This is a genomic window from Kribbella soli, assembly GCF_004331345.1.
GTDB lineage: Bacteria > Actinomycetota > Actinomycetes > Propionibacteriales > Kribbellaceae > Kribbella > Kribbella soli.
Map to the genome: position 1 here is coordinate 483,762 of NZ_SJJZ01000005.1, position 19,474 is coordinate 503,235.

Annotated in this window: 22 protein-coding genes; 13 read left to right on the forward strand and 9 right to left on the reverse strand. The window is 68.8% G+C overall.

Features of this window, described 5'->3' with window-relative positions; genetic code table 11:
• Positions 1 to 7 precede the first annotated feature (7 nt).
• Positions 8 to 409, forward strand: a complete 402-nt coding sequence (locus tag E0H45_RS37980) for a VOC family protein (protein ID WP_131346851.1) — start codon at positions 8 to 10, stop codon at positions 407 to 409.
• Positions 410 to 416: 7 nt separating this feature from the next.
• On the opposite strand, the gene E0H45_RS37985 is transcribed toward E0H45_RS37980, so the two are convergent.
• A complete protein-coding gene (locus E0H45_RS37985) occupies positions 417 to 1,019 on the reverse strand; it encodes an HdeD family acid-resistance protein (RefSeq protein WP_165546746.1) in 603 nt (200 codons plus the stop codon).
• A gap of 235 nt (positions 1,020 to 1,254) precedes the next feature.
• A complete protein-coding gene (locus E0H45_RS37990; RefSeq protein WP_130387568.1) occupies positions 1,255 to 1,974 on the reverse strand; it encodes an IclR family transcriptional regulator in 720 nt (239 codons plus the stop codon).
• Between the two features lie 108 nt (positions 1,975 to 2,082).
• On the opposite strand from E0H45_RS37990, the gene leuC reads away from it, so the two are divergent.
• The 4 genes from leuC to E0H45_RS38010 all read left to right on the forward strand — a co-directional run bounded on the left by leuC (position 2,083) and on the right by E0H45_RS38010 (position 6,304).
• Positions 2,083 to 3,507: a 3-isopropylmalate dehydratase large subunit gene (leuC, locus tag E0H45_RS37995; RefSeq protein WP_131346855.1), complete on the forward strand. Its 1,425-nt coding sequence runs from the start codon at positions 2,083 to 2,085 to the stop codon at positions 3,505 to 3,507.
• 14 nt (positions 3,508 to 3,521) lie between these two features.
• Positions 3,522 to 4,121 carry a 3-isopropylmalate dehydratase small subunit gene (gene leuD / locus E0H45_RS38000; protein WP_131346857.1) on the forward strand — a complete coding sequence of 200 codons (600 nt, stop codon included), beginning with the start codon at positions 3,522 to 3,524 and terminating at the stop codon, positions 4,119 to 4,121.
• 266 nt (positions 4,122 to 4,387) lie between these two features.
• Positions 4,388 to 5,554, forward strand: a complete 1,167-nt coding sequence (corA, locus tag E0H45_RS38005; protein ID WP_131346859.1) for a magnesium/cobalt transporter CorA — start codon at positions 4,388 to 4,390, stop codon at positions 5,552 to 5,554.
• Between the two features lie 168 nt (positions 5,555 to 5,722).
• Positions 5,723 to 6,304 carry an HU family DNA-binding protein gene (locus tag E0H45_RS38010; protein ID WP_131346861.1) on the forward strand — a complete coding sequence of 194 codons (582 nt, stop codon included), beginning with the start codon at positions 5,723 to 5,725 and terminating at the stop codon, positions 6,302 to 6,304.
• A 96-nt stretch (positions 6,305 to 6,400) separates the two neighbouring features.
• On the opposite strand, the gene E0H45_RS43030 is transcribed toward E0H45_RS38010, so the two are convergent.
• Positions 6,401 to 6,607 carry a hypothetical protein gene (locus E0H45_RS43030; RefSeq protein ID WP_202872715.1) on the reverse strand — a complete coding sequence of 69 codons (207 nt, stop codon included), beginning with the start codon at positions 6,605 to 6,607 and terminating at the stop codon, positions 6,401 to 6,403.
• Position 6,608: 1 nt separating this feature from the next.
• The gene (cofC, locus tag E0H45_RS38015; protein ID WP_202872716.1) at positions 6,609 to 7,280 is read right to left on the reverse strand and encodes a 2-phospho-L-lactate guanylyltransferase; all 672 of its coding nucleotides are present in this window, start codon (positions 7,278 to 7,280) and stop codon (positions 6,609 to 6,611) included.
• A gap of 16 nt (positions 7,281 to 7,296) precedes the next feature.
• Here cofC and E0H45_RS38020 point away from each other — a divergent pair, with 16 nt between their 5' ends.
• From E0H45_RS38020 to E0H45_RS38030, 3 genes are read left to right on the forward strand one after another with little or no spacing between them, the layout of a single operon-like run.
• A complete protein-coding gene (locus E0H45_RS38020) occupies positions 7,297 to 8,100 on the forward strand; it encodes a lysophospholipid acyltransferase family protein (RefSeq protein WP_131346863.1) in 804 nt (267 codons plus the stop codon).
• Positions 8,097 to 9,101, forward strand: coding sequence for an NAD(P)H-dependent glycerol-3-phosphate dehydrogenase (locus tag E0H45_RS38025; RefSeq protein ID WP_131346865.1), 1,005 nt, complete (start codon positions 8,097 to 8,099; stop codon positions 9,099 to 9,101). The genes E0H45_RS38020 and E0H45_RS38025 overlap by 4 nt, the downstream gene beginning before the upstream one ends.
• Positions 9,092 to 9,997, forward strand: coding sequence for an aminoglycoside phosphotransferase family protein (locus tag E0H45_RS38030; protein WP_131346867.1), 906 nt, complete (start codon positions 9,092 to 9,094; stop codon positions 9,995 to 9,997). Before E0H45_RS38025 ends, E0H45_RS38030 begins: the two co-directional genes overlap by 10 nt.
• On the opposite strand, the gene E0H45_RS38035 is transcribed toward E0H45_RS38030, so the two are convergent.
• Positions 9,994 to 11,112: an ROK family transcriptional regulator gene (locus tag E0H45_RS38035; RefSeq protein ID WP_131346869.1), complete on the reverse strand. Its 1,119-nt coding sequence runs from the start codon at positions 11,110 to 11,112 to the stop codon at positions 9,994 to 9,996. The genes E0H45_RS38030 and E0H45_RS38035 overlap by 4 nt on opposite strands.
• 74 nt (positions 11,113 to 11,186) lie before the next feature.
• Between E0H45_RS38035 and E0H45_RS38040 the strand changes: the two genes are divergently transcribed.
• Together E0H45_RS38040 and E0H45_RS38045 are read left to right on the forward strand one after the other, a co-directional pair.
• Positions 11,187 to 12,275, forward strand: coding sequence for a Gfo/Idh/MocA family protein (locus tag E0H45_RS38040; RefSeq protein WP_238155625.1), 1,089 nt, complete (start codon positions 11,187 to 11,189; stop codon positions 12,273 to 12,275).
• Between the two features lie 11 nt (positions 12,276 to 12,286).
• Positions 12,287 to 13,294, forward strand: coding sequence for a sugar phosphate isomerase/epimerase family protein (locus E0H45_RS38045; RefSeq protein WP_131346871.1), 1,008 nt, complete (start codon positions 12,287 to 12,289; stop codon positions 13,292 to 13,294).
• A gap of 55 nt (positions 13,295 to 13,349) precedes the next feature.
• On the opposite strand, the gene E0H45_RS38050 is transcribed toward E0H45_RS38045, so the two are convergent.
• Positions 13,350 to 14,726, reverse strand: a complete 1,377-nt coding sequence (locus tag E0H45_RS38050; protein WP_202872717.1) for an MFS transporter — start codon at positions 14,724 to 14,726, stop codon at positions 13,350 to 13,352.
• 148 nt (positions 14,727 to 14,874) lie between these two features.
• Here E0H45_RS38050 and E0H45_RS38055 point away from each other — a divergent pair, with 148 nt between their 5' ends.
• Together E0H45_RS38055 and E0H45_RS38060 are read left to right on the forward strand one after the other, a co-directional pair.
• Positions 14,875 to 15,771 (forward strand): helix-turn-helix transcriptional regulator, encoded by an 897-nt coding sequence (locus E0H45_RS38055; RefSeq protein WP_131346875.1) that lies wholly within the window; start codon positions 14,875 to 14,877, stop codon positions 15,769 to 15,771.
• Positions 15,753 to 16,451, forward strand: a complete 699-nt coding sequence (locus tag E0H45_RS38060) for an SDR family oxidoreductase (RefSeq protein ID WP_131346877.1) — start codon at positions 15,753 to 15,755, stop codon at positions 16,449 to 16,451. Before E0H45_RS38055 ends, E0H45_RS38060 begins: the two co-directional genes overlap by 19 nt.
• Positions 16,452 to 16,558: 107 nt before the next feature.
• Here E0H45_RS38060 and E0H45_RS38065 read toward each other — a convergent pair whose 3' ends face one another.
• Complete coding sequence (locus tag E0H45_RS38065; RefSeq protein ID WP_131346879.1) at positions 16,559 to 17,737, reverse strand: CynX/NimT family MFS transporter; 1,179 nt, start codon at positions 17,735 to 17,737, stop codon at positions 16,559 to 16,561.
• Between the two features lie 71 nt (positions 17,738 to 17,808).
• Between E0H45_RS38065 and E0H45_RS38070 the strand changes: the two genes are divergently transcribed.
• A complete protein-coding gene (locus E0H45_RS38070) occupies positions 17,809 to 18,504 on the forward strand; it encodes a FadR/GntR family transcriptional regulator (RefSeq protein ID WP_131346880.1) in 696 nt (231 codons plus the stop codon).
• On the opposite strand, the gene E0H45_RS38075 is transcribed toward E0H45_RS38070, so the two are convergent.
• Positions 18,450 to 19,022, reverse strand: a complete 573-nt coding sequence (locus tag E0H45_RS38075; protein WP_131346882.1) for a GNAT family N-acetyltransferase — start codon at positions 19,020 to 19,022, stop codon at positions 18,450 to 18,452. The two genes, E0H45_RS38070 and E0H45_RS38075, sit on opposite strands and share 55 nt — an antisense overlap.
• A gap of 56 nt (positions 19,023 to 19,078) precedes the next feature.
• The gene (locus E0H45_RS38080) at positions 19,079 to 19,441 is read right to left on the reverse strand and encodes a MerR family transcriptional regulator (RefSeq protein WP_131346884.1); all 363 of its coding nucleotides are present in this window, start codon (positions 19,439 to 19,441) and stop codon (positions 19,079 to 19,081) included.
• Positions 19,442 to 19,474: the final 33 nt, after the last annotated feature.

Here is a 19,474-nt window from a genome sequence, read left to right on the forward strand (position 1 = left end):
TGGTGGGATGGCGGTCGAGTTCAATCACACCATCGTGGACTGCACCGACAAGGACGCCTCGGCGCGGTTCCTGGCCTACATCCTCGGGGTCGGCGAACCGAGCAGTTACGGGCCGTTCGCGGTCGTGCAGCTCGGGAACGGCACGACGCTCGACTTCGCCGAGGGCCAAGGGCAGCCGCACCGGCAGCATTACGCCTTCCTGGTCTCGGAGGAGGAGTTCGACCAGATCCACGCCCGGATCGTCGACCGCGGGCTGACGTACTGGGCGGACCCCTTCCACCGCAGCGAAGGCGAGATCAACACCAACGACGGCGGCCGCGGCCTGTACTGGGACGACCCCGACGGCCACAACCTCGAAATCCTCACAGTGCCGTACGGCGGCTGGAACCGGGGAAACGTACTCGGTTAGTTGATCGTCAGGCCGGCGACGGACTGGACTGAGTAGGTCCGGGTGGGGCCGAGAGCGCGCGCCGCATCGACCATCCGACGCCGATCAGAACGACGCCCCAGATGAGTGCCGTGACGCCCAGCAGTACGGCGATGCCGACCGCGCCCGCACCGGGATTGGCGGCGAACAGTACGCCGATCAGGAGCGACAGCAGCCCATTGAGCACGAGCAGCCAGCGCGGCATCACCTGCTGACTCCGGAACGCACCGGCGAGTTCGAAGACGCCGCGGACGATCAGCCAGATCCCGAGGATCCAGGTCAGCGTCGTGGCAGCCATGCCGGGGCTGGTGATCGCGAAGAACGCTGCGAGCAAGGCGATCACGCCGAGCACGATCAGCCAGAGCCGGCTGCCGCGGGACTCGGGCTGGAAGGCCTGCGCGATCGAGCCGATGCCGTCGACAAGGGCCCAGAAGCCCCACAACAGCGCCAGCGCGATCGCCGTCGAGATCGGCCAGGCGATGGCGAGGATCCCGAAGATGATTCCGAGCACACCGCGGACGAGCAGCATCTTCCAGCCGAGAGTCAGCCAGTCCCGCTCCATGTCGACCTCCTTGAGGCTCGTTCTCCTCATGGTGATCCGATTGCTCATTTACGGCAATCATCGGCTCCTCGCGTCAGTCCTTGGCCGACGGGCCGGCTGAACTCGGAGCCCTGGTGGCGCGGGCCGCTGGGGCGCACGAACGGGTAGATCTCACCGACGACGACACACCGTTGCGGTGATCATCTCGCTGGCCGACTATCAGTCAAGCGTTGACGGCCTCGCGCCAAAGACTCTCTGGACCAGAGAGCCCTTCTGTTTGTGTGGACTACTCAGAGGCGCGGCGGAGGGCTTCGGAGAGGCGTTCCGCGGCGGCCATGACCGCGGGAGCGTGCATGCGGCCGGGCTGGCGGGACAGGCGTTCGATCGGGCCGGACACCGACACGGCGGCGATCACCTTGCCGCTGGGGGAGCGGACCGGGGCGGAGACGGACGCGACACCCTGCTCGCGTTCGCCGACCGAGTGCGCCCAGCCGCGACGCCGTACGCCGGCCAGCGCGGCAGCGTTGAACGAGGCGTTGTGCAGACCGCGGTGCATCCGCTCCGGGTCTTCCCATGCAAGCAGTATTTGAGCGGCCGACCCGGCCGCCATGGTCAGCTGGCTACCCACCGGGACGGTGTCGCGCAGACCGGACGGACGCTCGGCAGCGGCGACGCACACCCGGTACTCACCCTGGCGGCGGAACAGCTGCGCCGACTCACCGGTGATGTCCCGCAGTCGCGCCAGTACCGGACCGGCGGTCGCGAGCAGCCGGTCCTCACCGGCCGCCGAGGCCAACTCGCTGAGTCGCGGCCCGAGCACGAAGCGTCCCTGCATGTCGCGGCCGACCAGGCGGTGGTGCTCGAGCGCGACCGCCAGCCGGTGGGCCGTCGGACGGGCCAGGCCCGTGGCCGCCACCAGACCGGCCAGGGTCGCCGGCCCGGACTCGAGGGCGGACAGTACGAGGGCTGCTTTGTCGAGAACACCGACTCCGCTAGAGTTGTCCATGAGACGATATTGCCGTCTCGAATCGTGGAACGCAAGTGGCTTCTGCAGCCCGCGCCGGAGCACTGTGAGCGAGAGCACTCCACTGTACAAATCTCAAAGGAGAGTCTGATGGGTAGGACGTTGTCGGAAAAGGTCTGGGATGCGCATGTCGTGCGCCATGCCGACGGAGAGCCCGACCTCCTCTACATCGACCTCCATCTGGTGCACGAGGTGACCAGTCCACAGGCGTTCGACGGCCTCCGGCTGGCGAACCGCCCGGTGCGGCGGCCGGATCTGACCATCGCCACCGAGGACCACAACGTCCCGACGTTCGACGTGGACAAGCCGATCGCCGACCCGGTGTCGCGGACGCAGGTGGACACACTGCGCAAGAACGCCGAGGAGTTCGGCATCCGGATCCACACTCTCGGCGACCCGGACCAGGGTGTCGTGCACGTGATCGGCCCGCAGCTCGGCCTGACCCAGCCCGGGATGACCGTGGTCTGCGGTGACAGCCACACCTCCACGCACGGCGCGTTCGGGGCGATTGCCTTCGGCATCGGTACCAGTGAGGTCGAGCACGTGCTCGCCACCCAGACGCTGATGCAGGCCCGCCCGAAGACCATGGCCGTCACGGTCGACGGCGTACTGCCCGACGGTGTCTCGGCCAAGGACCTGGTGCTGGCGCTGATCGCGCAGGTCGGCACCGGCGGCGGCCAGGGCTACATCGTCGAGTACCGCGGCGAGGCGATCCGTGCCCTGAGCATGGAAGCCCGGATGACGATCTGCAACATGTCGATCGAGTGGGGCGCGAAGGCCGGCATGATCGCGCCGGACGAGACCACGTTCGCGTACCTGAAGGACAAGCCGCACGCGCCGCAGGGCGTCGACTGGGAAGCCGCCGTCGAGTACTGGAAGAGCCTGGCCACCGACGCCGACGCCACCTTCGACCGTGAGGTCGTGCTGCGTGCCGAGGACATCGCGCCGTTCGTCACCTGGGGCACCAACCCCGGCCAGGGCGTTCCGCTGTCCGCGGTCGTGCCGTCGCCGGACGACTTCGACAACGAGAACGACAAGGTCGCTGCCGAGCGCGCCCTGGAGTACATGGGCCTGACCGCCGGTACGCCGCTGCGCGAGATCCACGTGGACACGGTGTTCCTGGGGTCCTGCACCAACGGCCGGATCGACGACCTGCGGGCCGCGGCCGGCGTACTGGCCGGGCGGAAGGTTGCCGAGGGCACCCGGATGCTCGTGGTCCCGGGCTCCGGCCGGGTCCGGCTGCAGGCCGAGTCCGAGGGCCTGGACGCGATCTTCAAGGACGCCGGCGCGGAGTGGCGGGGCGCCGGATGCTCGATGTGCCTGGGAATGAACCCGGACCAGCTGGCCCCCGGGGAGCGCAGCGCCTCCACCTCGAACCGCAACTTCGAAGGTCGCCAGGGCAAGGGCGGCCGCACCCACCTGGTGTCGCCGCTGGTCGCCGCCGCGACCGCTGTCACCGGAACGCTCGCCGCTCCGGCGGACCTGCCGCCCGTCGCCGTCCCCGCGAACGCCTGAGGAGCAGAGGAACCATGGACGCCTTCACCCAGCACATCGGTACGGCGGCTCCGCTGCGCCGCAGCAACGTCGACACCGACCAGATCATCCCGGCCGTGTACCTGAAGCGGGTCACCCGGACCGGCTTCGAGGACGGGCTGTTCGCGGCCTGGCGCAACGATCCTTCCTTCGTCCTCAACCAGCCCGAGTACGACGGTGTCTCGGTACTCGTCGCGGGACCGGACTTCGGCACCGGGTCCTCCCGTGAGCACGCGGTCTGGGCCCTGCTCGACTACGGGTTCCGCGTCGTCGTGTCGTCGCGGTTCGGCGACATCTTCCGCGGCAACTCGGGCAAGGCCGGTCTGCTCGCAGCCCTGGTGACGCAGGACGTCGTGGAGCAACTGTGGACCGCGATCGAGGCAGACCCGGGGACCAAGGTCACGGTCGACCTGGAGAACAAGACGATCTCGGCCGGTGACGTCTCGGCACCCTTCGAGATCGACGACTACACGCGGTACCGGCTGCTGAACGGTCTGGACGACGTCGGCATCACCTTGTCGCACGCGGACGACATCGCTGCCTACGAAGCGACCCGGCCGTCCTTCAAGCCGGCAACCCTTCCAGCGAAGGCCTGAAAGCTCCACCAGAGTTAGCGCCCCCGTAACGTTTGGCCGGTCGGGGGCGATAACTCTGGTGTTACCCTTGCGTGGTTGTCAGAACAAGGCTTGCGAGACCGAGGAGGTGGGACGCTCATGAACAACGGCAGCGAACCCTCCAGACATACCGGTCTCGCTCGACCGTCGGTGGCCTTCTTCTTCTAGCAATAGCAGAGCCTCCAGTAGTTGCGGGTCGGGCAGACGTGCGCTCATCACTCACCTGATCCACCGCACCTGGAGGACTCATGTCCGACCTGCGCCTGCGTTCGCTCCGCGCGTTCAGCCGCACCCCGTCACTGCGTGCCGCCGCCCGTAAGCACGCCGCATCCGCCGCCGCGACCGCGATCGAGCCGGCCGAGCGGCCGTCCCGCGATCCGCAGAAGCCCAAGGGACACAGCGTCGTCGACAGCGCGATCTACTGCGGCGGCAACCGGATCGCGTCCCCGGACTCGCTCGCGGACACCTACGCGGCGCTGCACACCTCGCCGCAGAGCCTGGCCTGGATCGGCCTGTACCGGCCGGACCGCCGCGAGCTCGCCTCGCTGGCCCAGGAGTTCGACCTGCACGAGTTGGCGATCGAGGACGCCAACGAGGCGCATCAGCGCCCGAAGCTGGAGCGGTACGGCGACACGTTGTTCGTCGTACTGAAGGCCGCGCGGTACCGGGACGCGACCGAGGAGGTCGAGTTCGGTGAGGTGCACGTCTTCGTCGGCCCGGACTTCGTGGTGACGGTCCGGCACGCCGAAGCGCCCAATCTGGCCGCGGTACGGCGCCGGGTCGAGCGCGACCCCGAACTCCTCGGCCGCGGTGCCGAAGCGGTGCTCTACGCGATCATGGACAAGGTCGTCGACGGGTACGCACCGGTGGTCGCCGGTCTGGAGAACGACATCGACGAGATCGAGACCGAGGTGTTCCGCGGCGACCCGAAGGTGTCGCGGCGCATCTACGAACTGTCCCGTGAGGTGATCGAGTTCCAGCGCGCGACCCGGCCGCTGGTCGGCATGCTCGAGCAGCTCCGCGGCGGTTTCCAGAAGTACGGCGTCGACGAGGAACTGCAACGTTCACTGCGCGACGTGGCCGACCACGTCACCGAAGTGGTGGAGAAGGTCGACGGTTTCCGGGAGTTGCTGCGCGACATCCTGACCGTGAACGCGACCCTGGTGGCCCAGCAGCAGAACGAGGAGATGAAGAGCCTCGCGATCGCCAGCAGCGAGCAGAACGAAGAGGTGAAGCGGATCTCTGCCTGGGCGGCGATCCTGTTCGCCCCGACGCTGATCGGCACCGTCTACGGGATGAACTTCGACCACATGCCGGAGCTGCACTGGCAGTTCGGATACCCCTTCGCGATCGGCCTGATGGCCTTGGTGTGGGGAGGTCTGCACCAGATCTTCAAGCGCCGCGGTTGGCTCTGAACCACCCCGAAAACCCTGTCTGAGTGCCGAATCGGGCCAAATTGTGGCACGAATCGCCTAAAACAAGGCCGAATTGCCGCGTTGGTGTTTGTGAACGGCGTGTTGAGTCCATAACGTTCCTGTGAGATCGAGCGCTGTGCTCGACGCCTACGTTCACGGAGGGAAGCAGTGAACAAGAGCCAGTTGGTCGAAGCGCTCGCAGTGCACTTCGACGGAAACCGCCGCCAGGCCCAGCACGCGTTGGAGTCGGTGATCGACACCGTCCAGCGCGAGCTGACCAAGAAGGGCGGCAAGGTCGCCATCACCGGTTTCGGTGCCTTCGAGGCCATCGAGCGAGGTGCGCGCATCGTGCGCAACCCGCGGACCGGTGAGACCAAGCGCGCCAAGAAGACCACGGTTCCGAAGTTCCGCGCGGGTGCGGAGCTGAAGGCCGTTGTCTCCGGCGCCAAGAAGCTGCCGAAGCTGGTAGCCCCGAAGCCGGCCGCGACCGCCACCAAGGCGGCTGCCCCGGCGAAGAAGGCCGCTCCGGCCAAGGCCGCTGCGACGAAGACCGCCGCTGCGAAGAAGACGGTCGCGAAGAAGGCCCCGGCCAAGACGGTCGCCAAGAAGGCTCCGGCGAAGACCGTCGCCAAGAAGGCTCCGGCGAAGACCGTTGCCAAGAAGGCCCCGGCCAAGAAGACCGTGGCGAAGAAGGCGCCGGCCAAGAAGGCCCCCGCCAAGAAGACCGCGGCGAAGCGTACCGCTCGCTGATCTTCACGCATCGCGGCATACCGCACAACAGCGAAGGCCGGTCACCCCACACCAGGGTTGACCGGCCTTCGCCGTGTCCGGAGATGCTTACGGCAACTACAGCGTGGTGCCGAACTCCACCTTGGTGATCGCCAGTTCCGCACCCGAACCGGTGGTCTCGATCCGTACTCGTTGCCCTACGCGGAGGTGCCGGACGGGCGTGCTGGCGACGGCGTGCACGGTGAACGGGAGCTCGATCCCGGTATCCGTCAGCACTGCTCCGGAGAACGTCTCGCCGTCGTAGCGGCTCACGGTTGCCTGCATGTCAGCAGGCTAGACCCTCGGTCCCGGTCGCGGCACCGAGAACCAGCGACATCACGTCCGCGGTCGCCGGACCGACACCCAGTTGTACGGCGTGCGCGAGATCGGCGGCCGTGTCGACATCACGCCGTACCGACTCGATCGCGGTCAGTTCGATCGGCATCGCGCCGGACGCCTGGTGAGCCAGGGCGGAACCCACACCGAAGCGCGGATCCAGCGGCACCCCGGGCGCTGCGGCGAGCAACGTCGTACCGGTGCCGGGCTGGTCGATCACGAACGAGCGCGGCGCCGTACAGGCCGCGAGGACGGCGGTCAGCTCGGCCGGGCGCAGCGCGGGCAGATCGGCTGAGAGGGCTGCGATTCCGTTGCCTCCGAACTCGGCAGCGGCCACAGTGGCTCCATGCAGCAGGGCTTCGTTGAGACCGGCGGCCGGCAGGTCCGGGACCACGTGCGCGCCGGCCGCGGTGACGTCTGCGGCGACCAGCGGGTCGTCGGTGACCACCAGGACGGTCTGCACCAGGGGAGAACCGAGAGCGGCCGCAGTAGTGTCGACAGCGAAGGCGCGGGCCAGTTCGGGACGGTGCTGAGGGTAGGCCGGAGCGAGCCGGCTCTTCGCGATCGCCGTACGCTTCACCGGGATCACCAGGGTCCAGGGAGCGACCTGTAGGTCTGCCATCAGGCAGGATTCTCCCATGACGGATGGCAGTGACGAGCAGCAGGAGGCAGCAGTGGACGGCCAAGGCGGTGATACCCGGGATCCCCGGCCACGCCGGGGCTTCTGGTTCGGCCTGATCGTCGCGATCGTCAAGCCGTTCATGCTCGCGTTCACCAAGCCACGCTTCACCGGCCGGGAGAACATGCCCCGCTCGGGTGGGGTCGTGTTCGCGGCCAACCACATCTCGCACTTCGATCCGGTGGTGCTCGGGTTCTTCATCTGGGAGTGCCGCCGGATCCCGCGCTTCCTCGGCAAGGCCTCGGTGTTCAGGCTGCCGATCGCCGGCCGGATCATCACCAGTGCCGGGCAGATCCCGGTGCACCGCGAGTCGACGCAGGCCGCGGACGCGTTCCGGGACGCCGTCGCCGCGGTCGAGAAGGGCGAGTGTGTCGGCGTCTATCCGGAGGGCACGATCACCCGCGACCCCGACCTGTGGCCGATGACCGGCAAGACCGGTGCGGCCCGGATCGCACTGCAGACCGGTTGCCCGGTGATCCCGATCGCCAACTGGGGTGCGCAGGAGATCCTGCGGTCCTACACGGGCAAGATCAGGTTCCGGTTGCTGCCGCGCAAGACCCTGCAGGTGCGGGCCGGTGCGCCGGTCGACCTGAGCGCCTTCCAAGGCAAGCCGCTGACCAACCAGCTGTTGCACGAGGCAACCGAGGTGATCATGGCCCGGGTGGCCGACACCCTCGGTGAACTGCGCGGCGAGACCCCGCCCAAGGAGCTCTACGACCTGCGCAAGGCCCGGAAATCCGCCGACGGTGAGGAGAAGGCATGACGAAGGTAGCGGTGTTCGGCGCCGGATCCTGGGGTACGGCGTTCGCCGTGGTGCTGGCGAATGCGGGGAACCAGGTGTCCCTGTGGGCCCGGCGGGAGACGTTGTGCACGGACATCAACACCGCGCACGAGAACCCCGACTACCTCCCGGGACTGCGGTTGCCGGACGCGATCACCGCGACGCACGATCCCGCCGCGGCGGCCGACGGGGCGGAGGCCGTCGTCCTCGCGGTGCCGTCGCAGTCGCTGCGTGAGAACCTCCCGGACTGGGCCGGCGTGCTGCCGAACGCCGTACCGTTGGTCAGCCTGATGAAGGGCGTCGAGCTCGGTACGACGAAGCGGATGAGCGAGGTGATCGCGGAGCTCACCGGCGCCGGTCCCGAGCGGATCGCGGTGGTGTCGGGGCCGAACCTGGCGCGGGAGATCGCCGAGGGTCAACCGGCCGCGTCCGTGGTGGCGTGCGCGGACGAGGGGACCGCGGCGCGGTTGCAGAAGTTGTGCCATTCCCCGACGTTCCGCCCGTACACGAACAACGACGTCGTCGGCTGCGAGCTCGGCGGCGCCTGTAAGAACGTGATCGCGCTCGCGGTCGGGATGGCTGTCGGCCTCGGGTTCGGCGACAACGCCCGGGCGTCGGTGATCACCCGCGGGCTGGCCGAGATCGCCCGTCTGGGTACGGCGTTGGGCGCGGACGAGCACACGTTCTCCGGGCTGGCCGGGCTGGGCGACCTGGTGGCGACGTGTTCGTCGCCGTTGTCGCGGAACCGGACCTTCGGCGAGAAGCTCGGTCAGGGCATGACGGTCGCGGAGATCGCGAGCGGGACCCGGCAGGTCGCCGAAGGCGTGAAGTCCTGCGCGTCGATCAGCGAACTGGCGCATCGGCACGACGTGGAGATGCCGATCGCCGAGCATGTCACCAAGGTCGTCGCCGGCGAGATGACGCCGAAGGACATGCTGTTCAGCCTGGTGTCGCGCTCGGCGAAGTCGGAGCGGTGGGGTTGATCCCGGCGGCCTTCGCGCAGAGCACTGTCGCTCGCGAGGGCGAGGCAGGGTCGGCGTGGCTGGCCGAGCTGCCGGGGATCATCGAGGACCTGCTGGCCCGTTGGGACTGCACGGTCGACGGCGAGATCGCGTACGGCCAGGTGGGCGTCGTCGTGCCGGTGGGCGATGCTGCTTTGAAGGTGTCGTTCCCACACCCCGGCAACGATCACGAGCCGGATGCCCTCGAGGCGTGGGGAGGTTGTGGCGCGATCAAGCTGTACGAACGCCACGACGCCCGCTACGCCATGCTCCTCGAACGGGCGCATCCCACGACGCTGCTCGAGCACGACCAGGACGTCGTCATGATCGCCGGCGTACTGCATCGCCAGCTGACGATCCCCGCTCCTGACGGCCTGCCGCGGTTGTCGGAGCAGGCCGACCGATGGGCGGAGGAGCTCCGCAAGGACGCCGCCGAGCTGGATCATCCCTTGCCGGCGGCGGTGGTGGACGCGGCGCTCGAGGTCGTCGACGACCTCGGCCGCGATCAACCGGAAATCTTGATCCACGGCGACTTCCATCCCCGCAACATCTTGAGCGCGGACCGCGAACCGTGGCTTGCCGTCGATCCGAAGGGGTACGTCGGCGACCCGGCGTACGACGCGACCACACTGCTCCGGACCCGGGCCGCTCACCTCTTCGGCGCCGACGATCTGATCAAGGTGCTGCGGCACGAGCTCGAGCTGTTCGCCGAGGTTGCCGAGATCGATCCCGAACGGATCCGGCGATGGTCCCAGTTCAACATGGTCCAATCGGCGTTCTGGGGCCGCCGGCACGGTTTCGGTCGAGCCCGCGGCGGCGTCGAGCTGGACGACCTGCTTACCCTCTGCGACCAACTCGCCGTGAGCTGGACCGACTAAACCTGCAGAACCTGGTTGAGGACGAGGGTGGTGGCGCCCAGGAGGGCTGCGTCGTGGCCGGCCTGGGAGCGGACGACGCGCAGGTGGGTTGTGGCCAGGGGCAACGATCGGGCGTAGACGGCTTCGCGGAGGCCGGCCAGGAGGCTGTCGCCGGCCTGTGAGAGGGAGCCGCCGACGACGATCACGGACGGGTTGAGCAGGCTGACCGCGGCGGCGAGGACCGTGCCGATCTCGCGACCCGCCTGGCGGATCTCGGCGGTGGCCGCGGTGTTGCCGGAGCGGACGAGCTCGACGATGTCCTGGCTGGTTCGCACTCCGAGCTTGCGGGCGAGCGCGGCCGCGGACGCGATCGCTTCGAGGCAGCCGGTGTTGCCGCAGCGGCAGCGCTCGGTGTGCCCGGGCGCCTGGATATGACCGATGTCCCCGGCCGCCCCTTGCGCGCCACGGTGCAACCGGCCGCCGCTGATCACGCCCGCTCCGATGCCGGTGGCAACCTTCACGAACAGCAGGTGCTCGACGTCCGGGTACGTCGTCGCGTGCTCGCCGAGCGCCATGATGTTCACGTCGTTGTCGACCAGCACCGGCCCGGGGAGCTCCCGGCTCAGTCGACCGACCACGTCGTACGAGTCCCAGCCCGGCATGATCGGCGGATGGTTCGGCCGCCCCGTGCTGTGCTCGACCGGCCCGGGCAGCCCGACCCCGGTGCCCGCCAGATCGTCCAGTGACCTTCGGGCCTCGCGCAGCAGCGCGTGTCCTGCCTGGGCGACCGCATCGAGAACGACTTCCGGTCCTTCGGCGATCTTGAGCGGCGTCGTCGACCGGTGCAGGATCGCGCCGGTCAGATCGGTGAGCGCGACGGACAGGTGCGTCGCGCCGACGTCCGCGGCGAGCACGAGCCGAGCGGTCGGGTTGAACCGGAACCGCGCCGGCGGCCGGCCACCCGTCGACGCCGCCTCACCCGACGGCACGACGAGCCCTTCCGCGAGCAACGCCTCGATCCGCCCGGTCACCGTGGACCTCGCGAGACCGCTGCGTTCGATCAGTTCGGCGCGCGTCCGCGGTCGCCCGTCGAGGAGCAGCCGCAGCACCGCGTCCGCCGTACCGAGATCGCTCATCACCGGACTTCCGTCGTACTGGTCGTGGACTTTTGCTTGACAGGGTTCAAAAGGGTCCCATAGCGTCCTACGACGTGTCCACCAAACGGCTCAGGGTAGGAATCGTCGGCGGCGGCTTCATGGGCCAGGTGCACGGCAGGTCGGCGCTGGTCTCCGGCGCCACTGTCGTCGGCGCTGTCGGATCGTCGCCTGCAAAGGCTGACGCCGCGGCCGAGGCGACCGGTGCGGAGCGTGGGTTCGCGACCCTCGATGACCTCCTTGCTGCGGACATCGACGTGGTGCACATCTGTACGCCGAACAACACGCATCGCGACGTCGCGCTGAAGGCTCTCGAAGCGGGCAAGCACGTGGTGTGCGAGAAGCCGCTCGCGACCTCGGTGCAGGACGCAGCCGGACTGCAGGCTGCCGCGGTCGAGGCTGGGCTGGTGGGCGCTGTGCCGTTCGTGTACCGCTACCACCCGATGGTCCGCGAGCTGCGGACCCGGATCGCCGCGGGCGACGCCGGCGTGATCACCAGTCTGCACGGCTCGTACCTGCAGGACTGGCTCGCCGGCGCGGACGACCAGAACTGGCGTGTGGACGACACGACCGGTGGACCGTCGCGCACGTTCGCCGACATCGGCTCGCACTGGTGCGACCTGACCGAGTTCGTCACCGGCGACCGGATCGCCGCGATCAGCGCCCAGCTGCGGACGGTACGGGCGCAGCGTGGCGGCGTCGACGTACGGACCGAGGACCTGGCCACTGCGCAGTTCCGGACCGAGGCCGGTGTGGTCGGGACGATCGTGGTCAGCCAGGTCGCGGCCGGTCGGAAGAACCGGCTGTACCTGGAGGTGTCGGGCACCGAGTCGAGCTTCGGCTTCGACCAGGAGGACCCGGATCGCCTGTGGGTCGGCCGTCGTACCGCTTCGCAACTGCTGACGCGCGACCCCGAGACGCTCAGCCCGCCCGCGGCGCGGGTGAACCGACTGCCGGCCGGCCATGCGCAGGGGTACCAGGACGCGTTCGACTCGTTCGTCGCCGACAGCTATGCCGCCGTACTGGGTGACCGCCCGGACGGCCTGCCCGATTTCGCCGCCGGAGCGCGGTCCGCTCGCGTGGTCGACGCCGTACTGCGGTCTGCCGCGAGCGACAGCGCCTGGATCACCGTCGACAATTCCTAGGAGTCTGTGAGATGCCACGCCCGATCACGTTGTTCACCGGTCAATGGGCCGATCTGCCGTTCGAGGAGGTCTGCCAGTTCGCCTCCGAGGCCGGGTACGACGGCGTCGAGATCGCCTGCTCGGGTGACCACTTCGACGTCCAGCAGGCCGTCGACGACGACTCGTACGTCCAGGGCCGCAAGGACATCCTGGAGAAGTACAACCTGCAGGTCTTCGCGATCTCCAACCACCTGGTGGGGCAGGCGGTCTGCGACAACCCGATCGACTTCCGTCACCAGGCGATCGTGCCGTCCCGGATCTGGGGCGACGGCGACGGCGAAGGTGTCCGGCAGCGGGCCGCGGAGGACCTGAAGAACACCGCGCGCGCGGCCAAGAAGCTCGGCGTGAACACCGTCATCGGCTTCACCGGCTCGTCGATCTGGCAGTACGTCGCGATGTTCCCGCCGGTGCCCGCGGAGCGGATCGAGGCCGGGTACAAGGACTTCGCCGACCGGTGGAACCCGATCCTCGACGTGTTCGACGAGGAGGGCGTCCGGTTCGCCCACGAGGTGCACCCGTCGGAGATCGCGTACGACTACTGGACCACCACGCTCACCCTCGAGGCGATCGGCCACCGTGAGGCGTTCGGCCTGAACTGGGACCCGTCGCACATGGTGTGGCAGGACATCGACCCGGTCGCGTTCCTCTGGGACTTCAAGGACCGGATCTACCACGTGGACTGCAAGGACACCCGGATGCGGGTCGGCGGCGGCCGCAACGGCCGGCTCGGCTCGCACCTGCCGTGGGGCGACCCGCGCCGCGGCTGGGACTTCTACTCCACCGGGCACGGCGACGTGCAGTGGGAGGACTGCTTCCGGGTGCTGAACTCGATCGGCTACGACGGCCCGATCTCGGTCGAGTGGGAGGACGCCGGCATGGAGCGCAAGGTCGGCGCGGCGGAGGCGGTCAACGTCATCCGTGCCCTCGCCTTCGACAAGCCCGAAGCCGCCTTCGACGCCGCCTTCGCCACCGACAAGTAGCCGAACTTGGGGAGGGTTTTCTACCCGAAACGGGACAAAACCCTCCCCAAGCTGCTCAAACAGGGCGAGTGTCGCGGCCGGCCGTGCGCAGCACAAGGGCCGCGACCGTGGTGGCTACCAGCATCACAGCCGCGATGCACAAGGCGACCCGCAGACCCACGATGAACTCACCTCGGTCCGCGACCAAGGCTCCGAAGACGGCCACCGCGAGCGCGCCGCCCGTCTGCCGGAAGGAGTTCAGGATCCCGGCGGCCATTCCGGCGCGGTCTGCGGCGATGTCGTTCAGCAGGACGGCGGTCAGGGAAGGTACGACCAAACCCAGGCCGAGGCCGACCGGGATGAGCATCGCCGCAATCACTGGTCTGCTGGTCCCCTCGTCCATCCAGAGCAGGCCGAACATCGCCAGCGCGAAGATCGCTTGTCCCACGGCGATCGGCATCCGCGGCCCACAGTGTGCCGCAGCCCTGGCCGAGGCCAGGTTGGCCCCGGCGATCACGGCCATCATCGGTACGAACATCAGCCCCGTCGCCATGACGGACAGGTTCAGAACGTCCTGGAAGAACAGACTCAGCACGAACACCGACCCGTAGTACGCGGCATTGACGACGAAGCCGATCGTGACCGAAACCGTCACCGTGCGCGAACGGAAGAGGTCGAGCGGGACCATAGGCGCGGCGGTACGTGCCTCGATCATGATGAACGCGGCCGTGGCCACCACTGCGAGCCCCAGGCAGCTCAGCACCAGAGGCTCGCCGAAGCCGTTCTCCCCTCCGTCGATCACGGCGAAGGTGAGCGTCGCGAGCGCGACGATCGCCGTGAGTTGGGCGTACGGATCGAGCGGCGTGGGACGGCGCGGCGAGCGCTCCGCGCGGGTCAACACCGCGAGGGTGGCGATGCCGACGGGTAGGTTGACGACGAAGATCGCCCGCCAGCTGAGGATGCTGGACAGCACCCCGCCGGCCACCGGGCCGGCGGCAACCGCGACCGCGCCGCCGACGGTCCACAACGCGATGGCCCGTGCCCGCTCGGCCGCGTCCGGGAAGGCCTGCCGGACGAGGGCGAGTGAGGAGGGCAGCATGATCGCCGCCGCGCTCCCCTGGAACAGGCGGGCGGCGATCAGCTCGCCCAGCCCCGGTGCCAGTCCGCAGGCCGCCGAGGCGACCGTGAAGACCGCGACGCCGGCGCCGAACGCGCGGCTCGCCCCGATACGGTCGGAGAGCGCACCCGCGGACAGCAGGAGCGCGGCGAACATCAGCGTGTAGGCGTCCACGATCCATTGCAGTCCCGCCATGCTGCCGCCGAAGGCCCGCCCGATCCCCGGAAGCGCCACGTTCATCGCCATGGCATTGAAGTTGAGCAGAAAGATGCCCATGAACGTGGTCGCCAGGACGAGCTTCGGTGCGGCCGTGCGTTGCCGGGCATACTGTGACACGCGGGCTGGTGCAAGAGGGGTCATCCGTCCAGGCTGGTGAGGTTCGCGGGGGCTAGGCAGACCGTGATCTTCCGGGGTGCGCCGTAGGGGGTGTGACAGGGCCACGCTCCCGGCTGGACTCGTGACCACACGCTGGCAAAATGACGACATGACCGAGTTCGGGAGGTTCCTGCTGGCTCGCCGTGGCGACCTACGCCCGGCAGACGTCGGGCTACCCGCCGGAACCGGCACGCGCCGTACGCCGGGTCTGCGCCGGGAGGAGCTGGCGGCGCTGGCCGGTGTGAGCATTGACTACTACGTACGTCTGGAACGCGGGAAGGAGACCCATCCGAGCCCCTCCGTGGTCGAGGCGCTGGCCGACGCGCTCCGCCTCAACGAGGAGGAGCGCGGCTTCCTGCGCGAGCTGGCGGCGCGGGCGGCGCGGCGTGCGCCCGAACCCCGTCCCCAGCCGTCGCGGCGGATACGTCCGACCGTCATGCAGCTTCTGGAGACGCTCCGGCCCAACCCGGCGTACGTCGTGAGCCGCACCAACGACCTGCTTGCAGCCAATCCCGGCGGGCTGCGGCTGTTCCCCGGCATGGCCGACTGGCCGGAGCAGCAGCGGAACACCGTCCGATACGTCTTCCTGCACCCGGCTGCCCGCGAGCTGTGGGCGGACTGGGAACAGAAGGCCAAGGGGTGCGTCGCCCAGTTACGGGCGCTTGCCGGCACCGATCCGGATGCCCCGGATCTCGCCGCACTTGTCGGTGAGCTGATCGTCAAGAGCCCCGACTTCAACCGGCTCTGGGAGCGGTACGAGGTGCGCACGATCGGCGACGGAGAGAAGACGCTCCGGCACCCGGAGGTCGGCACGATGACGCTCTCGCACGAAGGGCTGTCGCTGAACCGCGCACAAGGCCAGCGCCTCATCGTCTACATGGCGCCGCCCGGCAGCCCGGACCACGACGCGATGACGCTCCTCGACCTCGCCGCCCCCGGTTCGTCCGGCGATTCCGGCCGTACCGCCGTCAGCAAGGAGGCCGCGCCATGGAACCCGTCACGTTGATCACCGGCGGTTCGAGCGGGATCGGTGCGGCCACTGCCCGGGTCCTGCTCAAGCAAGGCCACCGTGTGGCGATCACCGGCCGCGATGCCGATCGCCTGGCCGCGTTCGCCACCTCGACCGGAGCGGGCGAGCGGCTGCTGACCATCACCGGTGACGCCGGCGACGAGAGCCATGTCGCCGCTGCCGTGCGTCAAGTCGTGGGCTCGTGGGGCCGATTGGACACGGTGATCGCGAACGCCGGGTTCTCCCTGCCCGGCACGCTGGAGGACCACGACCCTGCGGCCATGCGTGCCATGGTTCTCACGAACATCCTCGGCCCGGCTCTGCTGGTACGCGAGGCACTGCCACACCTGAGGAAGTCCAAGGGCCGGATCGTGATCGTCGGTTCGGTCGCGGGCACCAGGAACACGCCCGGCAACCTGTACTCCGTCACCAAGTGGGCCGCGCACGCCCTGGCCGAGAACGTCCGGCTCCTGGTGGCCAAGGACCGCGTCGGCGTCACTCTTGTCGCCCCAGGGGTTGTGGACACCTCATTCTGGGACGATCGCGGTGGATCACCCGCGGCGGCGCCGACATTGACCGCCGAGCAGGTCGCCGAGGCGATCCTGTTCGCCGTCAATCAACCCGAAGGCGTGGACATCAACCACCTCGTTATGCGGCCCGCCGGCCAGGTCAACTGATCTCGATCGCGCTGCGGGTGACGGGCGCATGAGCAGCATCAGGCCACGATCTACGACTGGAGTACTAGGAGGGTTATGCCTGCGACACGGGGCGAAACCCTCCTAGTTCAAGTAGAGCGGGTGTCGCGGCCGGCTGCGAAGCCGAGCACTACCTGTACGGCGGCCAAGGTCGCGAACACGCTCAGCGTCGTGCTCCAGCCGCCGGTCACCTGCGTGAGGTAACCCGCGACGACCGGACCGGCGGCGGCCAGCGTGTAGCCGACTGCCTGCGCCATCCCGGACAGCTGTGTGGTCTCGTGGTGGCCGCGGCCGCGGAGGCTGATCAGCGAGAGCGCGGCGACCAGTCCGGCGCCCTGACCCAGCCCGCCGACGATCGCCCAGACGATCGCCAGGTGCGGCGCAACCAGCAGACCTAGCAGTGCTAGCAGAATCGGCACACTTGCGGTCATCAAGCCGGCCCGTTGGTTGGTCGGATGCTTCAGCAGCAGCGGAATGCTGAGCCCGCCGATCAGACCGAACACCTGGAAGATGAACAGGTGTACGCCGGTGGACCGCTCCGAGACACCGCCGGTGGCGATCTCGATGGTGGGCAGCCAGTTCACAAAGAGGTAGAAGCTCGTCGATTGCAGACCCATGAACCCGGTCACCAGCCAGGCCATCGGCTGCCGCCAGACGCTCACCGGGGGAACGCCGTCGTCCGTCGTTGCCGGTGGCATCGGCTCCGGCGCGAGGGTCCGCGGCAACCAGATCACGGCGACGAGTACGGCGAGCCCGCCCCAGACCGCGAGTGACAGCCGCCAGTCGACCGCGTCGGCGATCGGTACGGCGAGGATCGAGGCGATCGCGGCGCCGCCCGTGATGAAGGCGGTGTAGACGCCGGTCGCACGGGAGACGTGTCCGGCGTAGTCGCGCTTGATGATGACCGGCACCAGCACGTTGCCGACCGCGATCGCGGCACCGACCACCGCCGTACCGATCCACAGGCCGGCCTGACCTGTGTACGGGCGGAGTGCGCTGCTCGCCGCGAGCACCAGGAGCGAGACGAACACCGCTCGCTCCATCCCGAACCGCCGTGACGCGAGGTGGACCAGGGGAGAGGCCACCGCGAACGCGAGCAGCGGCAGTGTGCCCAACAGGCCCTGCGCGGCCTCACCGAGGTGCAGATCGAGCCCGATCCGCGGCAGCACCGGACCGACCGCGGTCAGGGCCGGCCGCAGGCTCAGCGCGACCACGAAGGCGGTCGCGGTGATCAGCGCCGACCGGTCTCGAGCCACTGGTTCGGTCATGACCGCCACAACACACCTCTCTCCTGTGCAGATGTCCTACATTTACACAGTACGCTACTCATGAAGAGGTGATGTCGTTGAATGGGTCACTCGAAGGGCCGGTGCGGCAGGTGCCGCTCGTGCAGCAGGTCTCGGAGCGGTTCCGGGCGCAGATCGAGTCCGGCGCCTGGCCACGCGGGTCGCGGATCCCCGGCGAGAATCAGCTCGCCAGTGAACTCGGGGTCAGCCGCGGCACAGTGCGGGAGGCGTTGCGTTCGCTGAGTCTTACCGGCCTGTTGGAGCCGCGCGTCGGCGACGGCACGTACGTGCGGGCAACCAACGAGATCAGCGGCGTACTGGTCCGGGACGAGCTCTCAGCGTCGCTCACGCACGTCCTCGACGCCCGCGCGGGCATCGAGGCAGCTGCGGCTCGGTTGGCCGCTCAGCATGCGGATCCGGCCCGCCTGGCGCCACTGTCCGACGCGCTCGAGGCCCGCGGTGCCGCGCTGGCGGCGGGTGACCTGGACGCGTTCGTGGCTGTCGACACGGACTTCCACCGCGGCGTCGTCGTCGCGAGCGGGAACCCGCTGTTGCTGCGGCTGTACGACGCGCTCGCCGAGGTCCTCGCCGAGTCGATCCGGGAAACCGCGACGATCCCCGAGGACCACCGGATCCTCGACGCGCACGTCGACGTACTGGAGGCGATCCGGGCCGGTGATCCCGAGGCGGCGAGTCAGGCGTCGTACGCGCTGATCGAGTCCGTCAAGGTCGCTGGATCCGGCCAGTAGTACCGGAAGCAGGCCGGCCGGCCGTTGAGGCGACGCTGCTCGCCACCCGGCGGCGGGACCTCCTTGCGCTCGCCTTGGATGCCTCCGCGCGCCTCGTAGAAGCCTTGTGCGGCGGTGTTCTGCTCGAGCACCCACAGATAGATTCCGGAACCCGGCGCCGCCTCTTGCAGCCCCTCGGCCGTCAACGCGAGCAGCCGGGTCCCGATGCCTTGCCGCTTGAGCGGCGCGCGGACATGCAGGTTGTCGACCAGGGCGCCGAATTTCGGGTCCGCGCCGAGCATGAGGTGCGAGAGCCCGACCAGCTCCCCGCCGTACTCCGCGACTGTCGTAAGCGTCCCCTCCCGCGCCGCCAACCGCCCGGCCCACATGGCGCCGAGATACTCCGCCGACTCGTCGTCGAGGAACCCGTCCGCGTACGCACCCCGGTAATGGCGCCGCCAACTGTCTCCGTGCAGTTCCGCGACCGCCGCCGCGTCATCCGCCCCAGCTACCCGAAACCGCAGCTCAGATTCCGTCACCCACGATTCGTATCACCGGCGCTGCGTGTCGCCCGGGCCCTGTCCGAAGCGTGAACCTACTTGTCCGAGGCCGGTCGCAGCGGACAGCCGGTGCCGATGCGGTCGGTGAGGTCGGCGCGCAGGGTTGCGAGTTCGGCCATCCGGTTGTCGATGACCTGGACCTTGTCGGCCAGCAGGGCGGAGAGGGCGGCTGTGGAGTCGGGGGAGTCGCGGAGTTGGTCGCCGTGTTTCGTGATCTCGGACAACGAGAAGCCGAGCGCTTGCGCCGTACGCACGTAATGCAGCCAGGTCACCATCTCCGCCGGGAAGTCCCGGTAGCCGTTGGGGCGGCGTTCGCCCTCGACGAGGCCGATCCGCTCGTAGAAACGGATGGTGTCCTTGGACAGGTTCGTCTGCTCAGCGAGCTCACCGATGCGCACGGGATCCTCCGTCGGGCTTGACCTTGGACAGCA